Raw genomic sequence first — 22577 nt, 5'->3', positions numbered from 1 at the left:
CGGGCCGGTGCGCCATTTGAAAAGTTGACCGTGTGGACGATACTGGGATTGAACCAGTGACCTCTTCCGTGTCAGGGAAGCGCTCTCCCGCTGAGCTAATCGTCCTTGGAGCGGAAGACGGGATTCGAACCCGCGACCCTCACCTTGGCAAGGTGATGCTCTACCACTGAGCCACTTCCGCGCCCGCCCGGCCGGTGCCGGGCGACGAGAGAACTCTAGCGAAAACTCGCCGACTCCCCAAACCGGAGCGCTCCGACCTGCTCGGCGTACCAGGTGATCCCGGCGACGTGGGCGGCGATCTCACGCAGCGTCCAGTTCGGGTCGCGCGGGGTGTCCCAGGCGTCGGGGGCGGTGGCGTAGCGGTGCACGTACGCCTGGGCCAGGCGGGGCCAGCGGGCGCGCGCCTCGTCCAGGTCGAGCTCGGTGAAGCGGGCCCAGTCGGAGTCGAGCGTCACGGTCCGCCCGTGCCAGGGGGTGTCGAGCGGCGGCTCGCCCGCCAGCAGTGCCTCCACCTCGGCCAGGTGGTCGACGAGGTGGTCCTGGATGCGGCGGGCGGCCTTGGCGGGGGTCCACAGGCCCTCGGTGACGATCGGCCTGCCGTCCCAGGCGAGCCAGGTGGCGGCCAGGGCCAGGCAGCGGTCGGCGGCCTCGGCCACGGCGATCGCGGGGTTCGTCGCGGAATCGGTCATGGCCCGATCCTGGCGGCCGGACGTTCAACCGGGGGTCTAAGTGTGCCCGCCGTTGACGGTGACGCGCTCGCCCGTGATGAACGCGGCCGCGTCCGAGGCGAGGAAGCAGACCGCTCCGGCGATGTCGCCGGGGGTGCCCATACGGCCCAGCGGCACCTCGGCCAGGTACTCGTCCACCTCCAGGCCCGCGTGGCGCTCGACCGGGATCCAGCCGGGGGCGACGAGGTTGACGGTGACGCCGTGCGGGCCGAGCTCACGGGCCCAGGAACGGGTGAGCGCCTGCTGCGCCGCCTTGGCCGCGATGTAGGCGGACATGCGGGGCAGCGCGCGGTCGACCACGTCGGAGCCGATCTGGATCACCCGGCCGCCGCCGCGCTCCTTCCACCCGGGCAGGAAGGCCCGTACGAGCAGGGTGGGGCTCTTGACGAAGAACGTGAGCTGGTCGAGGTGGTCCTGCCAGGTCAGGTCCTCGATCGGCACCTCGGGCTGCGGCCCGGTGGCGTTGAGCACGAGCGCGCCGACCGGTCCGAGCCGCCCGGCGACGGCCTCGGCCAGCGCGCGGGTCGACTCCTCGTCGGTCACGTCGGCGGCGAACGTCTCCGCCCGGCCGCCCGCGGCCCGGATCCCGTCCGCCACCCGCTCGGCTCCGTCGTGGTCGGAGCGGTAGTTCACCGCGACGGTCCAGCCGTCGCCCGCCAGCCTGCGCGCGATGACCGCGCCGAGCCCCCGCGACGCGCCCGTGACGAGCGCGACCTTTGCCTCAGTTGTCACCTGCGCGGTCCTTTGCCTCAGTTGTCACGGTCGCGAGCCTATTGCTTCGTCCGGCGGCGAAGGATGGGTGGGTTAACGTCACGGTATGGCTGCTGACCACACCGTTCGTGACGCCGACATCGCCCCCGTGGCGGCGCTGATCGCCGACCCGACCCGGGCGGCCATCCTGACGGCGCTGCTGGGCGGGCGCGCGCTGGCGGCGGGCGAGCTGGCCCGGCTGGCCGGGGTGAGCGCCGCCACCGCGAGCGCGCACCTGGCGCGGCTGCTCGACGGCGGCTTCGTGACCGTGGTCCGGCAGGGACGGCACCGCTACTACCGCCTGTCCGGGCCGGAGGTGGCCGAGGTCCTGGAGGTGCTGGCCCGCGTCAGCGCCCGCCCGCCGGTGCGATCCCTGCGCCAGTCGCGGCAGGCCCGCCTGCTGGAGGAGGCGCGTACGTGTTACGACCACCTGGCGGGGAAGGCGGGGGTGGCGCTGCTGGAGGCGTTGCGCGGCAGCGGCTGCCTGGCGGGGGAGGAGGTCACCGCCGAGGGGGAGCGGCTGCTGGCCGGGATCGGCGTGCACGTGGCCGGGGCGCGCGCGACCAGGCGGCGCTTCGCCCCGGAATGCCTCGACTGGACCGAGCGGCGGCCCCATCTCGGCGGCGCGCTCGGCGCGGCGGTCACGGCGGTGCTGCTGGAACGCGGCTGGTTCCGGCAGGGCGCGGCGCCGCGCGCGCTGACCCTCACCGACGAGGGCAGGAGTGAGCTGGCGGCGCTCTTCCCGAGCCACGTGACAGCGCCCTGGAGTAAGGAGCTAACCTGGCAATCGCCGGTTACCTAAGCGGGAGAAATCACATCATGCGCGACAACGGAGTCGTGAACGTCGGTCCCGAACCCCTCACCTTCGACGACGTCATCCGGGTGGCCCGCCACGGCGCCGCCGTACGCCTCACCGACGACGCCATGGCCGCCGTCGCGGCCTCCAGGCAGCGGGTGGACGAGCTGGCCGAGAGCCCGGTCCCCGCGTACGGGGTGTCCACCGGATTCGGCGCGCTGGCCACCCGCCACATCGACCCCTCGCTGCGCGCCCAGCTCCAGCGCTCCCTGGTGCGCTCCCACGCCGCCGGCAACGGGCCCGAGGTGGAGGCCGAGGTGGTGCGCGCGCTCATGCTGCTGCGCCTGCACACGCTCGCCACCGGCCACACCGGCGTGCGGCCGACCACGGCCAAGGCCCTGGCCGCCCTCATCAGCTCCGGCATCACGCCGATCGTCCACGAGTACGGCAGCCTCGGCTGCTCCGGCGACCTGGCCCCGCTGGCGCACGTCGCGCTCACGCTCATGGGCGAGGGCGTCGTCCGCGACCCGTCCGGCGACGTCACGGCGGCGGGCGAGGCGCTCAAGCAGGCCGGGATCGAGCCCGTCGAGCTGGCCGCCAAGGAGGGCCTGGCGCTCATCAACGGCACCGACGGCATGCTCGGCATGCTCGTGCTGGCCATCGACGACCTCACCCGGCTCGTGCGCACCGCCGACGTGAGCGCCGCGATGAGCGTCGAGGCGCTGCTCGGCACCGACCGCGTGTTCGCCCCCGAGCTGCAGGCGCTGCGTCCGCAGCCCGGCCAGGCGCTCGCCGCCGCCAACATGGTGAAGATCCTGGCCGGCTCCGGCATCATGGCCAGCCACCGCGACCCGGAGAACTGCACCCGCGTCCAGGACGCCTACTCGCTGCGCTGCGCCCCCCAGGTCGCCGGCGCCGCCCGCGACACGATCGCGCACGCCGCCGCCGTCGCCGGCTGGGAGCTGGCCAGCGCCGTCGACAACCCGGCGGTGCTCGCCGACGGCCGCGTCGAGTCCAACGGCAACTTCCACGGCGCGCCCGTCGCGTACGTGCTCGACTTCCTGGCGATCGTGGCCGCCGACCTGGCCTCGATGTCCGAGCGGCGCACCGACCGCTTCCTCGACGTGGCGCGCAACCACGGGCTGCCCGCGTTCCTGGCCGACGACCCCGGCGTCGACTCCGGCCACATGATCGCCCAGTACACGCAGGCCGCGATCGTGTCGGAGCTCAAGCGCCTGGCCGTGCCCGCCAGCGTCGACTCCATCCCGAGCTCGGCCATGCAGGAGGACCACGTCTCGATGGGCTGGTCGGCCGCCCGCAAGCTGCGCCGCTCCGTCGACGGGCTGACCCGGGTGCTGGCCGTCGAGGTGCTCACCGCCGCCCGCGCGCTCGACCTGCGCCGCCCGCTCGAGCCCGCCCCCGCCACGGCCGCCGTGGTCAAGGCGCTGCGCGAGACCGTGCCGGGTCCCGGCCCCGACCGCTTCCTCGCGCCGGAGATCGAGGCCGCCGCGCGGCTCGTCGCCGACGGCGGCGTGGTCGAGGCCGTCGAGTCGGTGACCGGCCCGCTGGCCTAACGCCGGGGCAGCGCCACGATCGCGTCCACCTCCAGCAGCAGGCCGGGCATGAACAGCCGGGACACCTCCACGGTCGTGCTCGCCGGCGGCGTCCCGGTGATGTACTTCCTCCGTACGCGCCCGTACTCGACCCTGTCGTCCATGTTCGTCAGGTACGTGCGGATGAAGGCGAGATCGGCGAACGTGGCGCCCTGGTCGGCCAGGATGCGCGACAGGTTCTCGAAGACGCACTCGGCCTGGGCCGCCATCGAGCCCTCGCCGACCACGTCGCCGTTCGCGTCGAAGGCCGCCTGGCCCGAGACGTACAGCATGTCGCCCACGCGGACCGCGTGCGAGTACATGCCGTTCGTGGCCGGCACCGCCGCCGGGTTCAGCGGCACCGCCCGGCCCGGCGCGGCGGGCCGCCCGACGTGCCCGGCGATCGCGGTCAGGTCGCGCTCGCCCAGGCCCGCCGCCTCGGCCTCGCGCAGGCGGCGCAGCGCGGCGGCGGCCAGCGAGGCGCCGTCCCACGCGGCCAGGTCCAGGTCCTTGGCCGCCAGCCCGAGCGCGTAACGGGTCTCCCGCGCGGGCGCGGCCAGCCGCCCGGCCAGCGCGCCGAGCGGGGTGCCCGCCAGCACGGCGGCGAGCGCGTCCCGGTCCACGCCGTGCGCCTCGCCGTACGCGAACGTCTCGGCGAGCAGCACCTGGGCGGGCACGAGCGCGCTCATGACGGCGAGCTTCAGCGCCGCGCCCGCGCCCAGCGGCCCGAGCTCCCGCACGGTGCCGAACACCGCCAGCACCTCGCGCACGGCCGCCACGTCGCCCCCGGCCAGCACGGTCAGCTTGCCCTCGGCCGCCGGGGCGACGCTGCCCAGCACCGGCGCGTCCACCAGGCCCGCCTCGGGCGGCAGCAGCGCCCGCAGCTCGCGCACCGCGTCCGGGCCGATCGTCGACATCTCCACCACGGTCACGCCGGGCCGCAGCCCCGGCAGCGCCGCCGTCAGCACCTCGCGCACCGCGTCGCCGTCGCGCAGCATCGTGATGACCAGGTCCGCCCCGGCCACCGCCTCGGCGGGCGAGATCCCGGTCCCGCGCCGCCACGTCGTCACCTCGTGCCCGGCCTCCGTGAGCCGCCGGGCCATGGGGACGCCCATGCGTCCCTGTCCAAGAAATGCAATCACGTCACCATTGAAGGGATTCGCACGGTATTCCACCACCGACTAGATTGCATGCCAGCCATGCATGACGTGAATGCCTTCGACACCGCGGCCCTGCGCCTGTTCGACGAGGTGGCCAGGGGCGGCTCGTTCACGGCCGCCGCCGAGCTGCTCGGCCAGACCCAGTCGGCCGTCTCCCGGCGCGTCGCCGCCCTGGAACGCGCCGCCGGCGGCCCGCTGTTCGAGCGGCTGCCCAGGGGCGTGCGGCTCACCCCCGCCGGGGCCGCGCTGCACCGGCACGCCACCGCGGTGCTCGACCGGCTCGACCGGGCCGGCGAGGAGCTGGCCGCCATCCACGGCGGCAGCGGCGGCACGCTGCGCGTGGGCGCGTTCGCCACGGCCAACGCCGAGCTGGTGCCCGCGACGCTCAGCCGCTTCGCCGACCGGCGGCCCGGCGTGGAGCTGCGGCTCGTCGAAGCGCTCAGCCCCCGCCTCACCGAACGGCTCCAGGCCGGTGCGCTGGACCTGGCCGTGATCAGCGACTACCCGGCCGGGCTGCCCGGCGGTGGCGGCCGCGTCGTCCACCTGCGCGACGACCGGCTGCTGGTCTGCCTGCCGCACGGGCACCGGCTGGCCGGCGAGGACGCCGTCGACCTGCGCGAGCTGGCCGGCGAACGGTGGATCGAGGCGGCGCCGCGCGGCCAGCCGACGCTGCTCGCCGCCGCCTGCGCCGCCGCCGGGTTCACCCCGCGCGGCGGGCTGCGGGTGGCCGAGTGGTCGGGCAAGTTCGGCTGCGTCGCCGCCGGGCTCGGCGTCACCCTCGTCCCCGAGCTCGCCGCCCGCGCCGTCCCCGCCGGGCTCGTGCTGCGCCCCCTGCGGGACGAGCTGCCCGTACGGAAGGTGTACGCTGCCCTGCCCGAAGCGCCACTGCCCGCGGCGCTGGAGTTTGTCCGAATGCTGAAAGAATGGGAAGCGTGTACGGCTTCGCCCACCTGAACGGCCGGCTCGCCACCGGGCTGCGTGACGTGACCACCGACCTGGCCGCGCTCGACTCCGAAGGCTGGTGGGCCGTCGTGGTCGGCTTCGAGGGCAAGGTCACCTGCGCCCGCTTCGACCAGGTGCGCCAGGCCCCGCTGCCCCGCCCGCGCGCCCCCTGGCAGGGCCCGCGCCCCGGCGACTGGCGCGGCTCCCTCGACCAGGACGCCTACGAGCGGGGCGTCCGCATCATCCGCGACCACATCGAGCGCGGCGAGGTCTACCAGGCCAACCTGTGCCGGGTGCTGACCGCGCCGCTCCCCGACGGGGCCGACCCGCTCGCCCTCGCCGCCCGCCTCGCCGAGGGCAACCCCGCCCCCTACGCGGGCGTCGTCCAGGTGCCCGGCCTCGCCGTCGTGTCCGCCTCGCCCGAGCTCTACCTGTCGCGCGACGGCGACGTCGTCGAGTCCGGCCCCATCAAGGGCACCGGCGTCACCGCCGGCGACCTGCTGGAGAAGGACCACGCCGAGAACGTGATGATCGTCGACCTGGTCCGCAACGACCTCGGCCGGGTCGCGGCCGTCGGCACCGTCGAGGTGCCCCGGCTGTGCGCCGTCGAGGAGCACCCCGGGCTCGTCCACCTCGTCTCCACCGTGCGCGCCAGGCTCGCGCCGGGAGCGGGCTGGCCCGAGCTGTTCGCCGCCACGTTCCCGCCCGGCTCGGTCACCGGCGCGCCCAAGTCGTCGGCCCTGCGCATCATCAATGCGCTCGAACCCGAGCCGCGCGGGCCCTACTGTGGGGCAGTGGGCTGGGTCGACGCCGACCGGGGCACGGCGGCGCTGGCCGTCGGCATCAGGACGTTCTGGATGAGCGGCGGCGAGATCCGCTTCGGCACCGGAGCGGGCATCACCTGGAGCAGCGACCCCCGGCGAGAGTGGCTCGAAACCGAGCTCAAGGCGTCCAGGCTCATGGCACTGGCATCCTCAGGAGGAAATCGATGAACATCCCGGTCTGGGTCAACGGAGAGCTGATCGACCCCGCGCAGGCCACCGTCTCGGTGTTCGACCACGGGCTCATGGTCGGCGACGGCGTCTTCGAGACCGTGAAGATCGTCCGCGGCGAGGTCTTCGCGCTCACCCGCCACCTCGACCGGCTCGCGCTGTCGGCCCGCCGCATGGACCTGCCGGAGCCCGACCTCGACGCGATCGCCGACGGCGTCGCCCGATGCCTGGAGGCCGCCCCCGCCTGGGCGCTCGGCCGCATCCGCATCACCTACACCAGCGGCCCGGGCCCGCTCGGCTCCGACCGCGGCGACCAGGGCACCACCTGCGTCGTCATCGTCGACGAGCAGAAGCCGTTCCCCGCCACGGCCAAGGTCACCGTCGTGCCCTGGCCGCGCAACGAGCGCGGCGCGCTGTCCGGCGTCAAGAGCACCTCCTACGGCGACAACGCCAAGGCCCTGGCCTACGCCAAGGCGCGCGGCGGCGGCGAGGCCGTTTTCGGCAACCTGGCCGGCAACCTGTGCGAGGGCACCGGGTCCAACGTCTTCATCGTCCGCGACGGGCAGCTGCTCACGCCGACGCGCGAGTCCGGCTGCCTGGCCGGCGTCACCCGCGCCCTGGTCCTGGAGTGGTTCGGCGCCGAGGAGGTCGACGTGCCGCTGAGCGCCCTCTACGGGGCCGAGGAGGCGTTCCTCACCTCGACCACGCGCGACGTGCAGCCGATCAGCCTCGTCGACGAGACCGAGCTGCCGGCCGCGCCGGGGCCGATCACGGCCAAGGCCATGCGCGTCTTCGCCGAGCGCTCCGCCGCCGACCTCAACCCCTGACCCGCCGGGTCCGGCGGGCGTGATCATGACGAGGCGAGCGGAGACGTGATGGCGGGGCAGGGCGCGACACCGGCACGACGGCGGAACAGGGCGCTGGCGGGCGTGGTGTCCGTCGCGGCCGCGGCCGCCGTCGTGGCCGCCGGCCTGGCCTGGTGGCAGGGCGGCGACCCCGCCGCCACCACCGCGGCCGTCCGCCCGCTGCCCGCCGCCTCACCGCCGGCCGGGCCGTCGCTCGCCGCCTCCTTACGGCAGGCGCTGGCGCGCACCCCGGCGGCCGACTTCACCTACGAGGGCGGGCTGTCGCAGAGCGACTTCTACGCCGACGCCCGGGGCCGCATCGCCCACCGCCGGGGCGGCGCCGAGCTCGCCATGACCGTCACCTCGCCCGCCTCCGAGAACAGGCCCGTCGAGGTCACCGTCCGCGACGGCCGCCCCGGCAGGGTCCCCGAGGGGGTGGCCGACCACGCCCGGGTGATCGCCGTCCTGGCCTCCACCGGCACCGCCGCCGCGCTGGCCGCCGCCACCACCGGCGTGAACCGTACGGGAGACGTCCACCGCGGTGAGGTGCCCGCCACGGACGCCCCGCAGGACGTCCAGGAGCTGCTGCGCGACATCGCCGGCGGCTGGAGCAGGGACGAGCTGGCGCGCAGCACCCTCGTCTGGACGCTCACGCTCGGCGCGCACGGCCTGCCGTCACGGTTCGCCGTCGAATGGCGGGCGCCGGTCCAGGGCGCGGTGCTCACCTCGTCCTGGACCACCGCCTACAGCGGCTGGCGGGCGGCTCAGTAGCTCTTCTGCGTCTGCACGTTGAAGTCGGCCATCTCCACCTTCGCGGCCGGGTCGGTCAGCGGGTCGTCGATCCGCAGCACGTCCAGGCCCTCCCGGATGTCCGCCGAGTACACGTACCCGTTGTAGTAATAGGCCGACCACGAGCCCGCGATGCCGCCGTCGTCACCGTCGAACGGGCCGCGCTCGAAGAAGCCGATCTCCTTGGGGTTGTCGGAGTCGGTGAAGTCGACGAACGACACCCCGCCCTGGTACCAGGCCTGGACCATGATGTCCTTGCCCGGCACGGGCAGCAGGGAGCCGTTGTGGGCGACGCAGTTCTCGTCCTCCTGCTGCTCACGCGGGATCTTGAAGTAGCCGCGCTTCTGCAACTGGCCGTTGACCAGGTCGTAGACCGCGTCGGCGCCCTTGGTGGCGGGCGTGTTGCGGTCGCAGGTGGCCGCCGAGCCGCCGCCGAGCTCGTCGGTGAACAGCACCTTGGTCGCGTCGTTGTTGAACGTCGCCGAGTGCCAGATCTGGAAGTTCTCCCGGTCGCTGACCTGCTGCAGCAGCTTGGGGTTGAGCGGGTCGGCGATGTCCAGCAGGAAGCCGTCGCCGAAGCAGGCGGCCGCGGCCAGGTTCTTCTCCGGGTAGGCGGTGATGTCGTGGCAGCCGGTGGCCTCCTCGTGCCCCTGGATGGGCAGGTCGGGCGAGGCCGCGACGCGGGCGGCGGCGGGGTTGGCCATCGGGATCTCGACGATCTGGATCAGTTCGTGCGGCGGAGGGCAGGTCGTCGACTCCGGCTCCGGCCCCGGCGACGACACGTACACGAACAGCGTGTCGTCCTTGGGCACCATCGTGTGCGTGTGCGAGCCGCAGTCGGTCGCCACGGCCGACACGAACCGCGGGCTGGACTTGTCGCTGATGTCGAAGATGCGCAGCCCTTCCCAGGCGCGCTCGCCGTCGGTCGAGTCGCAGCCCTCGCCGCTGCGCGGCTCGTCCACCGACAGGATCAGCAGGTCGCGGTAGACCGACACGTCGTTCTGCTGGGCCGGGCAGGCCACCTGGCTCACCGTCTTGGGGTTGGCCGGGTCGCTGATGTCGAAGACCGTGAAGCCGCCGAAGTTGCCCATGTACGCGTAGTCGCCCTGGAAGGCCAGGTCGGTGTTCCAGTCCATCGGGCCGTTGAGCGGGGCGGCGCGCGGGACGTTCGCCACGTGCTTGACGTTGTCGCTCATCCGGATCTCGCCCGGCTTGAGCGCCTGGCCCGCCGGCGTCCCGGCCGTGGTGCCCGGCGGATCGGCCTGCGGTGGTCGCTCCGGGCCCGCCGCGCATGCGGATACGAGCAGAACGGCCGCGCACAGCACGGCCCCCCGTAGCCTGGCCAAGATCACGCCTGTCCCCCTCGTTTCATAGCTCAGTATGGAAGCTATGCCAGCGAGGTCCGGAATGCGCGCACTATTGGTCACAGTTCTGATGCTGAACGCCCTGGCTGCCTGCTCACAGGCGCCGAGCGGGCCGTCGGCGGTCGGCACCGGAGCGCCCGTCATCGTGCCCGAAAAGCCCGGCGCGCCGGGCCGCACGGCCACCCCCGGCGAACGCGTCGGGCAGGGCGCGGCCACCCCCGCAGCCGCCGACGTGCGCTTCGCCGAAGGCATGATCCCGCACCACCGCCAGGCCCTGGAGATGACGAGCCTGGTCGCCAACCGCGGCCGCAGCGAGGAGGTCCGCAGGTTCGCCGACCAGATCGCGCTCACCCAGCAGCCCGAGATCGACCTCATGACGAACTGGCTCACGCTCGTCGGCCGCCCCGCCCCCCGCGGGCACGCCCACCGCGGCGGCGACGGCTACGGCATGGCCACCGAGGAACAGCTCCAGGCGCTGCGCGCCGCCCGCGGCGGCGCGTTCGACCGGATGTTCCTGCAGCTCATGATCCGGCACCACGAGGGCGCGGTGAAGATGGCGGGGGAGGAGCTGGCCGAGGGCAAGGATCAGCGCATGCGCATGATGGCCAGGGACGTCTACGCGGGCCAGCGCATCGAGATCGCCCGGATGCGCAAGACCCTGGAGAAGCTGCCCGCCTGACTCAGGACGGCCAGAGCATGTTGGTCAGCTCGGCGTCCAGGTCCATGTAGTCGGTCTCGCGGCCGGCCGGCACCTTCTCGTACGTGCGGTGCAGGAACTCGGTCAGCGGGGCCAGCGGCACCTCGAAGAGCGCCTGCCCGAACGGCGAGGTCAGGCTGATGTGCAGGGTCCGCTCGCCGTCGTTGCGCGCCGGCCACACCTGCACGTCACCGTCGCCGACCCGGCGCACGATGCCCACCGTGAGCAGCTCACGGGCGAAGATCCACTCGACCGGTTCGTCGTTCCCTACGTGGAAAGCCATGCGGATGGCGTACGGGTCGTCGGCTGTGTAGCTCAGCCCGGCGAGCAGGGGGACGGTACTACGGTCGGGGACCACAAGCCGAAGGCCAAGCTCGGCGGAGACGGTGGTGCTGTTCATCGTCAGCCAAACCTTTTCGTCGTAGGTCCCCTCTACGGGGCTTGCACTGCTCTGGGCGGACTTCGTCCGGAGCTATGACGCGGAACGAAGAAACCTGTAGGAAAGATTCCGCTCCAAGGCCCTTCTGTAACGCAACTCACAGCTGGACATTTGGGCATCTACCTGGCTAAACGGCATCAATCGGGTCGTATTTGCGAGGGTTTTGCGTGTTGTGGGGCCAGTCCCGGCGAGCGCACCAAGAACGTTCCTGAGATGGATCACGGTCCGCGTCTACCCGCGACACGACGATGGTATGCCACCCGGCCCTCCCGCTGATGGGCAACCGCCGCCTTTCACCCGAATCCCGCCCGGCCGCCTCCCGCCCCCGCCGGGCAACCGTTTCGCCAGGGGGTCGGGAGTGCGGTATGGTTTTCCCCGTCGGCACCGCGAGGAGCCGCACAGGGCGGGCGATTAGCTCAGCGGGAGAGCGCTTCGTTCACACCGAAGAGGTCACTGGTTCGATCCCAGTATCGCCCACCAGCTCAGAGGCCGGTTCCAGTCTTGGAACCGGCCTTTTTGATCTTCCGAGTGACTGTCCCTCATGGTCGTCGCCAGGGAAGATCCGATCCATGACCGTCGCGCCGTCCTGGATGACGGGCCTGATCTGGTGCCGATAGACCTTCTCTGTGACCGCCGATCCGCCGGCGTGCCCGATCAGCCGGGCGATGTTCTCGACGGGACTCCGTCCGCTGACAACAGTGAGACGAAGCTGTGCCGCATCTCCCGAGGCGTCCAGTCCGCATCGACCAGACCGGCCCGCCTGATCGCCCGCCGGAACTCGCGACGAACGTTGCCCGCGCTCATCGTGGTGCCGTTCCGGGTGGCGAACACCAGGCGTGCCTGGTCGCGCTCGCTCGGGGCCAGGTCGCGGTCGGCCAGGTGCTCCCAGAGCGCGACCAGGGCGCGGACGCATCGATGGGGCAGCTGGAGCGTGCGGCGCGACTTGGTTGCCTTGGTGTCCCCGGTGGCTCGTACCGATCGCCAGACGTACATGGCGAACTCCTCGTCTTCCCAACCGGCCTGGATGACCGGCTGCCACACCCGGCGGGCTTCGTCGTAGGCGACCACATGAGACCAGGCGAGCTCACGCAGCTCCTCGGTGCGAGCGCCGGTGAGAAGAGACAGCGTGACGTACGCCGAGAGCCAGGGCTTGGCGTGCTCGGCGGCCGTGAGCACGGCCTCTGCCTGCGTGAGCACCTCGCCATCGATGGCCGGAGATACGCACGCGGAGGTTCGCATGCAGGGGAATGACGCCATCCGGCGAGCCTGTGATCTGTCTGCGAAGTGCGACACTCCTCCTGGAGTGTCCTCCTGCATCTCTTTTGAGGTCTGCAGCCAGGCTCGCACCTCTTCGACAGCATCCGAATCGTGCTGGAGTCGATCGTTGCTACGTCTCGACATCGCAGCCACGCTGCTCGCAGCGCACAGACCAGAGCCCGAGCGGGCAGGTGGCAGCCGGACCACTTATCGAAGCCGTGCGCCATTGCGAGAGCTACCCGCAGTCGAAGTCGGAGCCTCCAAGATGGAGCTTGTCCGGCTGCGCCGTGAAGGCCGTACGTACCGCTGGTCAGTCGTAGAGACGATAAGCCTCGGCCTCAGCCGATGAATCCCCGTGTGCGAACTTTCTTCCCATACTTGAAGCGGCCCTGACCGGGCCGCACGCGCCGCCGACGCGACGCGGGCCAGCCACTGCCGCTCAGGCTCTGTGGCCGACGCGCAGAACCGCCGGTCGGTCGGCGCGAACGAGGACAGGGCCGCAACGGAGGCGCGGTGCCCCTTTACGGGGTGGAGCTCCCTAAGCGCAAGCGGAGCCAGTCACGGGACAGACGTAACAGCATACCTCAGACGGGGGTACTCCGGCTCCGGCCAGCCCAAGATCGCGGCGTGCGGCGGTGGAGTGATTGCGGTGGAAGCTTGCCCGCCTGCCGCCGTCCCAGGGACAAGCCCTAGTAGACCAGCCGCGGGGCCGCCTGCGCTTCTTCACGGCTGTGGCACCGGGCGCGCGGCCTGGCAGTCCCGCGGCTGGCCCGCTACACCAAGGTGGGACGACGGCAGACGGACAGGCCGAGGTCGAACATGCTCTGTGAAGACCTGATTCACTCTTCGACTTCGCTCACTTGGCCACTACTGGGTCCAGGCCCATCGCGCCGATTGAACATTTCCGTACGTCTTTATCCGGAAGGAGAGTCTTCCTCCAGGTTTCTGTCATCTGGAGGACTTTGCAGGTAGGAGGAAGACCCGATTATGACCTGCTGGGGAGCTGCGCTGGGGTCTATATGAATTCGCATCTCCTCAAGCTTGTAAGGTAGCGTTTCCCATTCTCTGGGTTTGCCGCCCTGGTCGTATTTGGCAAATGCCTCTCGAACTAACCGCACGTATCCTTGGCGGATGTTCACCTCTCGGCCGGACTTGATGGCTTCGGTGATTCTTGCGGTGGCTGCTTTCAGTGGCGCATAGGTGTACACCCTGCAGTTCTTCGGTTTGCCTGCCCATGTGACGTCCTCCGAGACGTCGATCCTCTCGTAGTTCCTCTCTCTCATGTCGAGAAGCGAGAGGTCGTCTCGCAAGACAGGAAACACTGTCCCGTCGCATTCGTCGTACATGCGAGGTTCGATTCCCAGTACGACAGTCACTCCCGTGTACTCCATGCCGTCGGACCGAAAATAGGTCCGCTCAGGATGGGAGCTCTTGTCAGAGCCTACGCACCAGCTCCGGGCCCACCCTTGCAGCTTGGCGTAACAGAACTTGGTGCCGTCTACGGAATGCCCAAGGGTTGCTTCCACAGAGGCCGGGCTGCTCAATGAGGCGTACCCAAAAATAAAGACTTCGCTATTCAACTCGAAATTCTCCCAACCTGTCCAGGCTCGCGGCTTGTCTTTGTGTTTGACTTCTATCTCCTGAAAATGTCCCAACAAGAGCGATTCTGTCAGCTCGTACTCCTTGGAGCTGTAGAAAGGGAAGCCGTTCCCGAGAGAGGTTCCCGTGATTACAACAAGAAGCGTCACGCGGTTTTTCTCGATTATATGAGATTGGCCGGCCAGAAGGATGTAGTCCCCCTCTGCTGTCTGCCGAGCTGAAAGCTCGGTGCTAAGTGGAGTGAATACGCTGAAGGGCACGCCGCTCCGTCCGTATGCCCAGTACGCTGATTCCTTCAAGGCGCCTCTTTCGCCTTGGGCTACCTTCTGTGGAAAATTTGTGATGAAGCGGGGGGTGCCAGTAGATTGGATTCGAGCAAAGACCTGGATGGTGATGTTGACTAATGGAGATGTCGTTCCATTATAGAATCGAGCGATGAGTACAGGAAATCCGTCAAGGTGATCCTCTATCGATAGCGCCTCTCTCCATACAATAGGGTCCTGGTGGAAAAGCTTGAAAACGAAGGCCCCTAAAAGCAGTACTGGAAAAATGACCCCAAGCATGGAGGTGAGCAATCCAATGACAGCAAAAAGCAGGCTGTCCTCGGCCTTTAGGATATCGCCTGGATTCAATATTGCTCCGAAACCCTCGCGGAGCGAGTATGAAATGCTGCGATCCTCGGCGCGGGCAAAATGAAGAGCCAGTCCAGTCGCGGCGCCGATGCCTATAGTCACTGCCGCATAGAGAAAAACAATTCTGTGCAGCTTCCAGCGGCTCACGGTCAAGGCAAACGATGTCTTGATGACAGGGTGCCGTTTCCGCCAGGCTAGAAATCGCATGGGAGGATTGTAGGCAGCGGCCAACGTGGTGTCACCCTCCGCCGGTGTCCAACTGGCCGAATCCGCCTAATTGTGCAGACCGTAGTAGCTTTGGATCAACGTGAAAATCTTTCAGGTGCTAAATGGACGGCAGGGCCCGCGGCTGAGTGACAAAGTGAGTGACATCCGGGATGCCCCGGGTGATGCGCTGTGCCCGTCGGTGCACAGCTCATCAGCACGACTTGTCCGGGCTTACCGCATGCTGCCGTCCTCCGGCCAAGCCAAGCCTTGGCAGAGCAGCTCTCTTCGCTCGATCGCAATCCTGGCCCGAGCGGGCAGGCGTGCGGCCGGCGTCACCTGGTGAGTGAGGCGAGAGGTGACGGGCAGGCAGAGAGGTTCTGCGTCGTACTGGTTGCATCGGCGTCAAGGCCGAACCGCCGGTCTCGGTGACCGAGCTGTTACTGTCTGCTGTTCAAGATTGACGGGTTCTTGTAGCGTGCCGTCTGTGATGCGCGTCCCCTGGGCAACACTCAGCGGTCAAGATGTCGAAGATCTCGCTGCCCTCCTGCTGTTCAGCGAATTCCCCGACGGTGCTCAGCACATCACCCCGTCCCCGGGGCGATGGCGGCATGGATGTGAGAATCTGGACGCCGGATGGCTGGGACGTCTACCAGATCAAGAAATTCTTCAAGGCGCTAGAAGCAGGTCAAAAACGCAGGTGTTGGACTCCTTTTCGGCATTTCAAGCCGAGGTCGCCGGCACAGCGATGCAAGTGAAGCGCTGGACAGTACTTATGCCATGGGATCCAAGCCGGGAACAACGGGCGTGGTTTGAGTGAGAGACCGCCAACGATGCCTTCCCCACAGCATGGGAAGGGCTGAGACGCCTCGAACTGCTGGCGAGCCGTCACCCGGCCGCCATCGATTACTTCATCGGGAACGGTAGAGAGCGCCTGGCCGATCTCATCTTGCAGGCGATGCGCATCGTCTCGTCGCCGCCCGAGATCGCCCCGGGAGGAGCACTTGCCGCCGCGGCATTAGCCGAGTTGGTGGCCAAGGTGATGGGGATCGAAAGCCTTCTGGCCAAGACGGATCCCTTCTATCGATACACCATCACGATCGAGCCGGCGCCGGATTTCGACGACGTGCCCGCAGCCCTTTTCCAGCCGCCTGGACTTGCCTATGCCAAATACCACAGTATTGATGCCGCCCGCTGCGTAATCATACGGGCCTTCTATCGTACAGAAGGCATGGCCCACCTGCGGCCGATCCGGACACACTTCCACTTGACACCCGAGCCGGGATCGCCCGAGGCCGCAGCGGTTCGTGAGTTCTGGAAGTACGGGACCAGGCTGCAGCACATCCCCGGAATGGTGACGGTCCTGAACGATCCCACTGGCCTCGCTGACAATGGACCAGGACTGATCTACTTCGTCCCCAGCGTCGACACCTTGCTTCCCGATCTCGAAGTCCGACTCTTGGACCACAACGGCGAGGTCCTCCATCGCGTCCCCCTGGTTGATCCGGCCCGGTCTGCCGATCAGGTCGAGGGAGGCTACAGCCTCACGGCGCAGGATCCCGCTGGTGCCTTCACGATGGTGGTGACGGCCAACGCAATCAGTGGGCGCTATGGCCTCCGCTTCGTACTCAATGACCTGACCGGGAAGACACCGGGGCAGGTGCGTTCGTCGCTGCGGTTTCTCCGCGATCTTCTGCCGGGCAATGCGACGGTGCTGGCAGTACAGGGCGCGGGTGAACTCGGGCATCGAGTAGCGGTACCGGACGGGGTTTCCTCGATGCCCCGGCGTGCCGCCGACCTGATGGAGTTCACCAAGGCACTGCTCATCTTCCAGCAATACACCCTGATGCGAGTCACGTTCCCGCCGCTTGACGGCCTAACCGAGGAACAGATGCACCGGATCGCTTCCGTTGCGGACCTCCTGCTGGGGCAGGTCTATTCATCAGACTGGTACAGCATTTCGATCGAAGCATCTGCAGCTCGGGTGATCATGGCCCAGTCCACCCTCGGCAGCGCCATCATCCGAACGCGCCCGTTGGCAGTCGACCTCGGCAGCTACGCGATCGAGTTCGATATCGAGGAGCAGTACATCTTCCAGCGACCAATGTGTCTCACCCCAGTGGAAGAGCTTCGAGCATTGCCCGAGGGGGAGATCGTGCAGCTGGTACTAGGGGAGGGCGGCAAGCTGCTATTGGGCTTGACCGTGACACGCGTGATTGGGTAGCCACGCCAAGCGATCTGGCCTGAACTGGCCTGAACAGGATCGACTGACCAACCTCGCCCAAGAACCGCAGTGTTCGATCATGCACGGCAGTGCACGTGCATGAGGGATTGCGCGGCCAGAACACCTAGTCACATGATCGACTTCACACCGAGGAGGTCACTGGTTCGATCCCAGTATCGCCCACCAAGGTCAAGGGCCACATCCCAACACGGGACGTGGCCCTTTCCGCTTTTAGGGGGACGGCCGGTCGATGACGGGCTCAGCTCGTGATCGGGAAGTTGGCGCGGATGACGCCGCCCGGGTCGCGCTCGCGCTTGATCCGCTCCAGGCGTGCCCGCACCTCGGCGGGGAAGGCCTGGGTGGCGCTCTCGCCGGGGGCGAGGAAGGTGTACGGCTTGCGCCCGCTGACCGCCTCGCCCAGCTGGGCCACCAGCGCGGCCTGCTTGGCCTGCACGGCCTCGGCCAGGTGCGGCAGCCGGAGCCCGAGCAGGTAGAGCAGGTACGGCTCGCCGAGCGCGCCGCCGGGGCCGCCGTCCGGGCGCGCCTCGGCCAGGGCGCCTCCCAGGTGCCGGATCTGCAGGTTCAGCAGCGGCGCGAGGTCGGCGTCCGCGAGGACGTCGACGGGCAGCGCGGTCAGCAGTTCGGTGCGGGCCAGCATCGGGCTGGGGTCGACCGGCTCGGCGGCGATGGCGCCCAGGTCGGCGACGTCCATCGGGCCGCGGCTGTCCGACAGGCTGCCGCCGATCGCCGCCAGCGGGGCCAGCAGGTCCTCCGCCTCGGCCGCCCCGCCGAGGAAGGTCACGTCGATGCCGACCGTCGCCGGGGCGGGGGGCGGCGGGGCCGTCCGGTTGAGCCACAGCGACAGCTCGCGCGGCGCGTCGGCCGTGATGGCCCGGAACGCCTCGAACACCTCGCCGGTGCGCTCAGCAGGCCACACGACGCGCCCGCCGTACAGGCCGGGCACCTCGTACAGGTCCAGTTCGACGGCGGTGATGATGCCGTAGTCGCCGCCACCGCCGCGCAGCGCCCAGAACAGGTCGGCGTCGGAGCCCGCCGTGACCCGCACCTGTTCGCCCGCGGCGTCGACGATCTCGAACGCGCGCACGGAGTCTGCGGCCCAGCCGTACGCGCGGCCGAACCACGACACGCCCCCGCCGGCGACGAACCCGGCGACGGAGACCACCGGGCTGCTGCCCGCCAGCCCGGTGAGGCCGTGCTTGCCGGTGGCGGCCAGCACCTGCCCCCACCGCGCGCCCGCCCCGGCCCGGACCACCCGCCCGGCCGGGTCGACGGTGATCTCGTCCAGGCGGGCGGTGCGCACCAGGATCGTCCCGTCGACGTCACCGGAGGCGCCGTGACCGGACGGCTGGGCGGTGACGGTCAGCCCGGCCTGGCGGGCGTAGCGGACGAGCGCCACCACGTCGGCGGCGTCGGCCACCTCGGCGACCGCGACCACCGGCTGGCGCACCCCGATCGCCCAGGGCGCGGCGGCCCGGTCGAACCCGTCGTCGCCAGGCAGGAACACCTGGCCTCGCACGATGTCACGCATGCATGTACTCCTTCAGAAGGGGATGGGGCCCTCGTCCTGGACGAAGGCGGCGGTGGGGCCGTCCGGGCCGAGCAGCGCCATGGCCACGATCGGCGCGGCGCCCTCCTCGGGCGTCTTGATCCCGGCGCCGTGGTTGATGTCGGTCTTCACCCAGCCCGGGTCGACCGCGTTGACCTTGACGGAGGTGTCCAGCAGTTCCTTGGCGTAGGACACGGTGATCATGTTGAGCGCGGCCTTGGCCGAGCAGTAGGTCACGTTGAGCATCGGCCACAGCGGGTGCCCCCGGTCCAGGGCGCGGGTGATCGAGCCGCGTTCGCTGGAGACGTTGACCACGCGCCCGGCGGGGGAGCGGCGCAGCATCGGCAGCATCGCGTTCGTGACCTCGATGACGCCGAACACGTTCGTCTCGTAGATGAGCCGGGCCTGCTCGGCGGTGGCCTGGCTCGGCGGCCCGTCGGGCAGGACGATCCCGGCGTTGTTGACGAGGATGTCGAGCCCGCCGTACTCCCGCTCGATCCGCTCGGCGGCGGCGCGGACGCCGGCCGGGTCCGTGACGTCCAGGCGCACGTACGGCAGGCCGAGCCGCTCGGCGGCGGCCTCGTCGCGCGCGCCGACGATCGCGGTGACGCCGCGTTCGGTCAGCAGCCGGGCGGTCGCCAGGCCGATGCCCCGGGTGGCCCCGGTGACGAGGGCGACGCTCACCATGCCGCGCCCGCGACCTGACGGGTGGCGGCGTTGAGGCGGTTCCACAGGTTGACGGTGGCGATCTGCAGCAGCAGTCCGGCCAGCTCCTGCTCGGAGTAGTGGTCCGCGGCCTCGTCCCACACCGCGTCGCTGACCAGGCCGCCGTCGGGCAGCCGGGTGGCCTCCTCGGTCAGGGCGAGCGCGGCGCGCTCGGCGTCGGTGAAGTACGGGGTCTCGCGCCAGGCGGCCACGGCGAACAGCCGCTCGTCGCTCTCGCCCTGCTTGCGCAGGTCCTTGGCGTGCATGTCCACGCACACGCTGCACCCGTTGATCTGGCTGGCCCGCAGCAGCACCAGGTCGACCGTGACCTTCGGCAGCCCGGCCTCGTCGGCCGCCTTGCCGAGCGCGAGCAGCGCCTGCATCGCGCCCGGCAGCACCAGGGCGGGGTTCTTCATCCGTGCTTCCATGAGTGACTCCTCAGCAGAGTTGGTTGCCGCTTTCCGCTGACGAGTCTCGGCAGGGGCTTTGATGCGCCGGCTATGCGCGAGCTATGGAACGCCGATATGCCGTGACTTGTACGATCCTGGGGTGTCTGCGCGTTTCCTGATCCTGGGTCCCGTGGAGGTCTCGGCAGGCGACCGGCCGCTGCCCGCCCTCGCCCCCCGGCACCGTGCCTTCCTCGGCCACCTGCTGCTTCACGCGGGACGCGCCCAGAGCGTGGAACGGCTGATCGACGCGGTGTGGGGGCCGGTGCCGCCGGACACCGCGCGCGCCCAGGTGCACGCCGCGCTCGCGGCGATCCGGCGCGTCCTGCGCGCGGCGGGCGTGGCCGACCAGCTCCGGACGAGCGTGGCCGGATACGTGCTCACCACCCGGCCCGGCCAGCTCGACCTGGAGGACTTCACCACGCTCACGGCCACGGCCGAGGACGATCCGCGGCACGCCGCCGGGCGGCTGCGTTCGGCGCTGGAGCTCTGGCGCGGGCCCGCGCTCGCCGACGTGCAGGCGGAGTACGCGCCGGACGCCCGCGCGCGGCTGGAGGACCGGCGGCTGACCGCCGTGGAACGGCTGGCCGACCTGGAGCTCGCCGAGGGACGCCACGAGGACCTGATCGACCGGCTCGGCGCGGAGCTGGCCGCCCACCCGCTGCGCGAGCGGCTGACCGGGCAGCTCATGCTGGCCCTGCACCGCGCCGGACGGCAGGCCGACGCGCTGGCCGCCGGACGCGCCTACCGGTCCCGGCTGGCCCATGAGCAGGGCCTCGACCCGGGGCCCGCGTTCCTGTCCGTGGAAGAGACCGTGCTCCAGGGCCCTGACGTACGGGCCGACGAGAGCCCGAAGGGGAAGAGCGCGACGTACCTGCCCTACGACGTCGCCGACTTCGCCGGCCGCACCGCCGAGCTGACCCAGCTGATCGCCGGGGACGGCCCCCTGCCGTCGATCACCGCGATCGACGGCATGGCCGGCATCGGCAAGACCGCCCTCGCCGTGCGCGCCGCCCACCAGCTGGCCGACCACTACCCCGACGGCCGGCTCTTCGTCGACCTCCACGCGCACACGGCGGGCAGGCAGCAGGTGAGCACGTCCGAGGCGCTGGAGGCCCTGCTGCGCCAGCTCGGCGTCCGCGCCGAGGCCGTCCCCGCCCACCTGGAGGAGCGCGCCGCGCTGTGGCGGGCCGAGCTGGCCGGCCGCCGCGTCCTCGTCGTCCTGGACAACGCCGCCGACTCCGCGCACGTACGCCCGCTGCTCCCCGGCCCCTCCGGCAGCCTCGTCCTCATCACCAGCCGGCGCCGGCTGACCGATCTCGACGGCGTCCGGTCCCTGCCCATGGAGGTGCTGCCCGCCGCCGACGCCACCGACCTGTTCACCCGGATCGTGGGCGAACGCGCCGTACGGGAGCCCGACGCGGTGGCCGAGGTCCTGCTGCTGTGCGGGTTCCTGCCGCTCGCCGTACGGATCGCCGGGGCGCGGCTGCGGCACCGGCCCCGCTGGAGCGTCGCCTACCTGGCCCAGCGCCTGCGCGACGAACGGCGCAGGCTGTCGGAGCTGGCCACCGCCGAGCGCGGCGTGGCGGCCGCGTTCGCCCTGTCCTACCAGCAGCTCGACGACACCGAGCGCCACCTGTTCCGCCTGCTCGGCCTCCACCCCGGCCGCGACGTCACCCCGTCCGCCGCCGCCGCGCTGGCCGGGCTCGACGTCGCCGACGCCGAGGACACGCTGGAGTCGCTGCTCGACACGCACATGCTCCAGCAGCACGAGCCGGGCCGCTACCGCTTCCACGACCTGCTGCGCCAGTACGCCCACGACACCGCCGCCGAGGAGCCGCCCGCCGAACGCCACGCCGCCATGACCCGGCTGCTCGACCACCACCTGTGCACCGCCTCCGCCGCCATGGACCTGCTCTATCCCGACAGTGCGCACCGGCGGCCGAGGACCGGCCGCCCGGCGGCGCGCTTCCGCGACGCCGCCGAAGCGCTCGCCTGGCTCGACGCCGAACGCGGCAATCTCGTACGGACCGCCGCGCACGCCTGCGACACCGACTGGCCGGCCCACACAGGCGCGCTGGCCACGACCCTCTACCGCTACCTGTACGACCACGCGCTGCACGACGACGCCCGCACCCTGTACGGCAAGGCGCTGGAGGCGGCCCGGCGGCTCGCGGACCCCGCCGGTGAGGGCCGGGCGCTGACCGACCTCGGCTGGGTGCACCACCTGCAGGGCGACCACCGGCTCGCGGCGGAGCACTTCGACCGGGCCCTGACCGCCTGCCGGGCCGCCGACGACCGCCGCGGCCAGGCGCGGGCGCTGACCGGCCTGGGCGACGTACGGGCCGCGACCGGCGACCACGAGGGCGCGCTCGCCGCGCTGCGCCGGGGGCTGGAGCTGTTCCGCGAGCTCGGCGACCGCTTCGGCGAGGCGGTGACCACGGACTACCTCGGCGTCGCCCAGGAACGGCAGGGCCGCTTCGCCGAGGCGGACGCCCTGCACCGCGAGGCGCTGGAGATCTTCCGCGCCATCGGCAGCCGGGGCGGCGAGGCCGACGCCCTGCACCACCTCGGCACCGCCTGCCTGCGGCTCGGCCGGCCGGCGGAGTCGGGTGCGCACCACGGCGACGCCCTGGAGCTGTACCGCCGTTTCGGCTACCGGCGCGGCGAGGCCAAGGCCCTCAACGGCCTGGCCACGGCCGCACTGGCGCTCGGCGAGGCCGGCCGGGCGCGGCGTCTCTACCGGGACGCGCTCGACGCGGCCGTCGAGGTGGGCGACCTCGCGGAGCAGTCTCGCGCCCGCGCCGGTCTGGCCGGCCTGGTGGCCAGCCCCTGAAGGACCGGGGGCC

19 protein-coding genes and 3 tRNA genes are annotated in these 22577 nt (G+C 70.7%); 10 read left to right on the top strand and 12 right to left on the bottom strand.

Annotated elements, in window-relative coordinates:
- Positions 1–33 precede the first annotated feature (33 nt).
- From AB0J53_RS38920 to AB0J53_RS38905, 4 genes are all read right to left on the bottom strand, one after another.
- Positions 34–105, bottom strand: a tRNA-Val gene (locus tag AB0J53_RS38920).
- A gap of 1 nt (position 106) precedes the next feature.
- A tRNA-Gly gene (locus AB0J53_RS38915) sits at positions 107–181 on the bottom strand.
- 34 nt (positions 182–215) lie between these two features.
- Positions 216–689, bottom strand: a complete 474-nt coding sequence (locus AB0J53_RS38910) for a hypothetical protein (protein WP_357587552.1) — start codon at positions 687–689, stop codon at positions 216–218.
- Between the two features lie 36 nt (positions 690–725).
- The gene (locus tag AB0J53_RS38905; RefSeq protein WP_364181766.1) at positions 726–1460 is read right to left on the bottom strand and encodes an SDR family oxidoreductase; all 735 of its coding nucleotides are present in this window, start codon (positions 1458–1460) and stop codon (positions 726–728) included.
- An 85-nt stretch (positions 1461–1545) separates the two neighbouring features.
- On the opposite strand from AB0J53_RS38905, the gene AB0J53_RS38900 reads away from it, so the two are divergent.
- Together AB0J53_RS38900 and hutH are read left to right on the top strand one after the other, a co-directional pair.
- Positions 1546–2280 (top strand): winged helix-turn-helix domain-containing protein, encoded by a 735-nt coding sequence (locus AB0J53_RS38900; RefSeq protein ID WP_219502032.1) that lies wholly within the window; start codon positions 1546–1548, stop codon positions 2278–2280.
- A gap of 17 nt (positions 2281–2297) precedes the next feature.
- Positions 2298–3848: a histidine ammonia-lyase gene (gene hutH / locus AB0J53_RS38895; protein WP_364181762.1), complete on the top strand. Its 1551-nt coding sequence runs from the start codon at positions 2298–2300 to the stop codon at positions 3846–3848.
- Here hutH and AB0J53_RS38890 read toward each other — a convergent pair.
- Complete coding sequence (locus AB0J53_RS38890) at positions 3845–5008, bottom strand: NAD(P)-binding domain-containing protein (RefSeq protein WP_364181759.1); 1164 nt, start codon at positions 5006–5008, stop codon at positions 3845–3847. The genes hutH and AB0J53_RS38890 overlap by 4 nt on opposite strands.
- A gap of 57 nt (positions 5009–5065) precedes the next feature.
- On the opposite strand from AB0J53_RS38890, the gene AB0J53_RS38885 reads away from it, so the two are divergent.
- The 4 genes from AB0J53_RS38885 to AB0J53_RS38870 are packed head-to-tail and all read left to right on the top strand — an operon-like array spanning position 5066 to position 8576.
- Positions 5066–5980, top strand: a complete 915-nt coding sequence (locus AB0J53_RS38885; RefSeq protein ID WP_364181756.1) for a LysR family transcriptional regulator — start codon at positions 5066–5068, stop codon at positions 5978–5980.
- Positions 5950–6960 carry a chorismate-binding protein gene (locus AB0J53_RS38880; protein WP_364181753.1) on the top strand — a complete coding sequence of 337 codons (1011 nt, stop codon included), beginning with the start codon at positions 5950–5952 and terminating at the stop codon, positions 6958–6960. Before AB0J53_RS38885 ends, AB0J53_RS38880 begins: the two co-directional genes overlap by 31 nt.
- Complete coding sequence (locus AB0J53_RS38875) at positions 6957–7787, top strand: aminotransferase class IV (protein WP_364181750.1); 831 nt, start codon at positions 6957–6959, stop codon at positions 7785–7787. The genes AB0J53_RS38880 and AB0J53_RS38875 overlap by 4 nt, the downstream gene beginning before the upstream one ends.
- Before the next feature lie 48 nt (positions 7788–7835).
- Entirely contained in the window at positions 7836–8576 is a 741-nt protein-coding gene (locus tag AB0J53_RS38870; RefSeq protein WP_364181747.1) for a hypothetical protein, read from the top strand.
- On the opposite strand, the gene AB0J53_RS38865 is transcribed toward AB0J53_RS38870, so the two are convergent.
- Positions 8570–9946 carry a hypothetical protein gene (locus AB0J53_RS38865; protein ID WP_364181744.1) on the bottom strand — a complete coding sequence of 459 codons (1377 nt, stop codon included), beginning with the start codon at positions 9944–9946 and terminating at the stop codon, positions 8570–8572. The genes AB0J53_RS38870 and AB0J53_RS38865 overlap by 7 nt on opposite strands.
- 82 nt (positions 9947–10028) lie before the next feature.
- On the opposite strand from AB0J53_RS38865, the gene AB0J53_RS38860 reads away from it, so the two are divergent.
- Positions 10029–10637 (top strand): DUF305 domain-containing protein, encoded by a 609-nt coding sequence (locus AB0J53_RS38860; protein WP_364181742.1) that lies wholly within the window; start codon positions 10029–10031, stop codon positions 10635–10637.
- A 1-nt stretch (position 10638) separates the two neighbouring features.
- Here AB0J53_RS38860 and AB0J53_RS38855 read toward each other — a convergent pair whose 3' ends face one another.
- Positions 10639–11055 carry an SsgA family sporulation/cell division regulator gene (locus AB0J53_RS38855; RefSeq protein WP_049570603.1) on the bottom strand — a complete coding sequence of 139 codons (417 nt, stop codon included), beginning with the start codon at positions 11053–11055 and terminating at the stop codon, positions 10639–10641.
- 444 nt (positions 11056–11499) lie between these two features.
- Between AB0J53_RS38855 and AB0J53_RS38850 the strand changes: the two genes are divergently transcribed.
- Positions 11500–11574, top strand: a tRNA-Val gene (locus AB0J53_RS38850).
- Positions 11575–11748: 174 nt separating this feature from the next.
- Here AB0J53_RS38850 and AB0J53_RS38845 read toward each other — a convergent pair.
- On the bottom strand, positions 11749–12291 hold the full coding sequence (locus tag AB0J53_RS38845) for a tyrosine-type recombinase/integrase (protein WP_364181740.1): 543 nt from the start codon (positions 12289–12291) through the stop codon (positions 11749–11751).
- A 974-nt stretch (positions 12292–13265) separates the two neighbouring features.
- On the bottom strand, positions 13266–14789 hold the full coding sequence (locus AB0J53_RS38840) for a gamma-glutamylcyclotransferase family protein (RefSeq protein WP_364181737.1): 1524 nt from the start codon (positions 14787–14789) through the stop codon (positions 13266–13268).
- A 955-nt stretch (positions 14790–15744) separates the two neighbouring features.
- Here AB0J53_RS38840 and AB0J53_RS38835 point away from each other — a divergent pair.
- Complete coding sequence (locus AB0J53_RS38835; RefSeq protein WP_364181735.1) at positions 15745–17010, top strand: hypothetical protein; 1266 nt, start codon at positions 15745–15747, stop codon at positions 17008–17010.
- 259 nt (positions 17011–17269) lie between these two features.
- Here AB0J53_RS38835 and AB0J53_RS38830 read toward each other — a convergent pair whose 3' ends face one another.
- From AB0J53_RS38830 to AB0J53_RS38820, 3 genes are read right to left on the bottom strand one after another with little or no spacing between them, the layout of a single operon-like run.
- On the bottom strand, positions 17270–18559 hold the full coding sequence (locus AB0J53_RS38830) for an FAD-binding oxidoreductase (protein WP_364181733.1): 1290 nt from the start codon (positions 18557–18559) through the stop codon (positions 17270–17272).
- 12 nt (positions 18560–18571) lie between these two features.
- Complete coding sequence (locus AB0J53_RS38825; protein ID WP_364181730.1) at positions 18572–19264, bottom strand: SDR family oxidoreductase; 693 nt, start codon at positions 19262–19264, stop codon at positions 18572–18574.
- Entirely contained in the window at positions 19258–19710 is a 453-nt protein-coding gene (locus AB0J53_RS38820) for a carboxymuconolactone decarboxylase family protein (protein ID WP_364181728.1), read from the bottom strand. Before AB0J53_RS38820 ends, AB0J53_RS38825 begins: the two co-directional genes overlap by 7 nt.
- A 121-nt stretch (positions 19711–19831) precedes the next feature.
- On the opposite strand from AB0J53_RS38820, the gene AB0J53_RS38815 reads away from it, so the two are divergent.
- Complete coding sequence (locus AB0J53_RS38815; RefSeq protein WP_364181726.1) at positions 19832–22564, top strand: BTAD domain-containing putative transcriptional regulator; 2733 nt, start codon at positions 19832–19834, stop codon at positions 22562–22564.
- Positions 22565–22577 lie beyond the last annotated feature (13 nt).

It is taken from the genome of Nonomuraea sp. NPDC049725 (assembly GCF_040674795.1).
GTDB lineage: Bacteria > Actinomycetota > Actinomycetes > Streptosporangiales > Streptosporangiaceae > Nonomuraea > Nonomuraea ceibae.
This window is presented reverse-complemented; position numbering and strand designations above follow the sequence as displayed.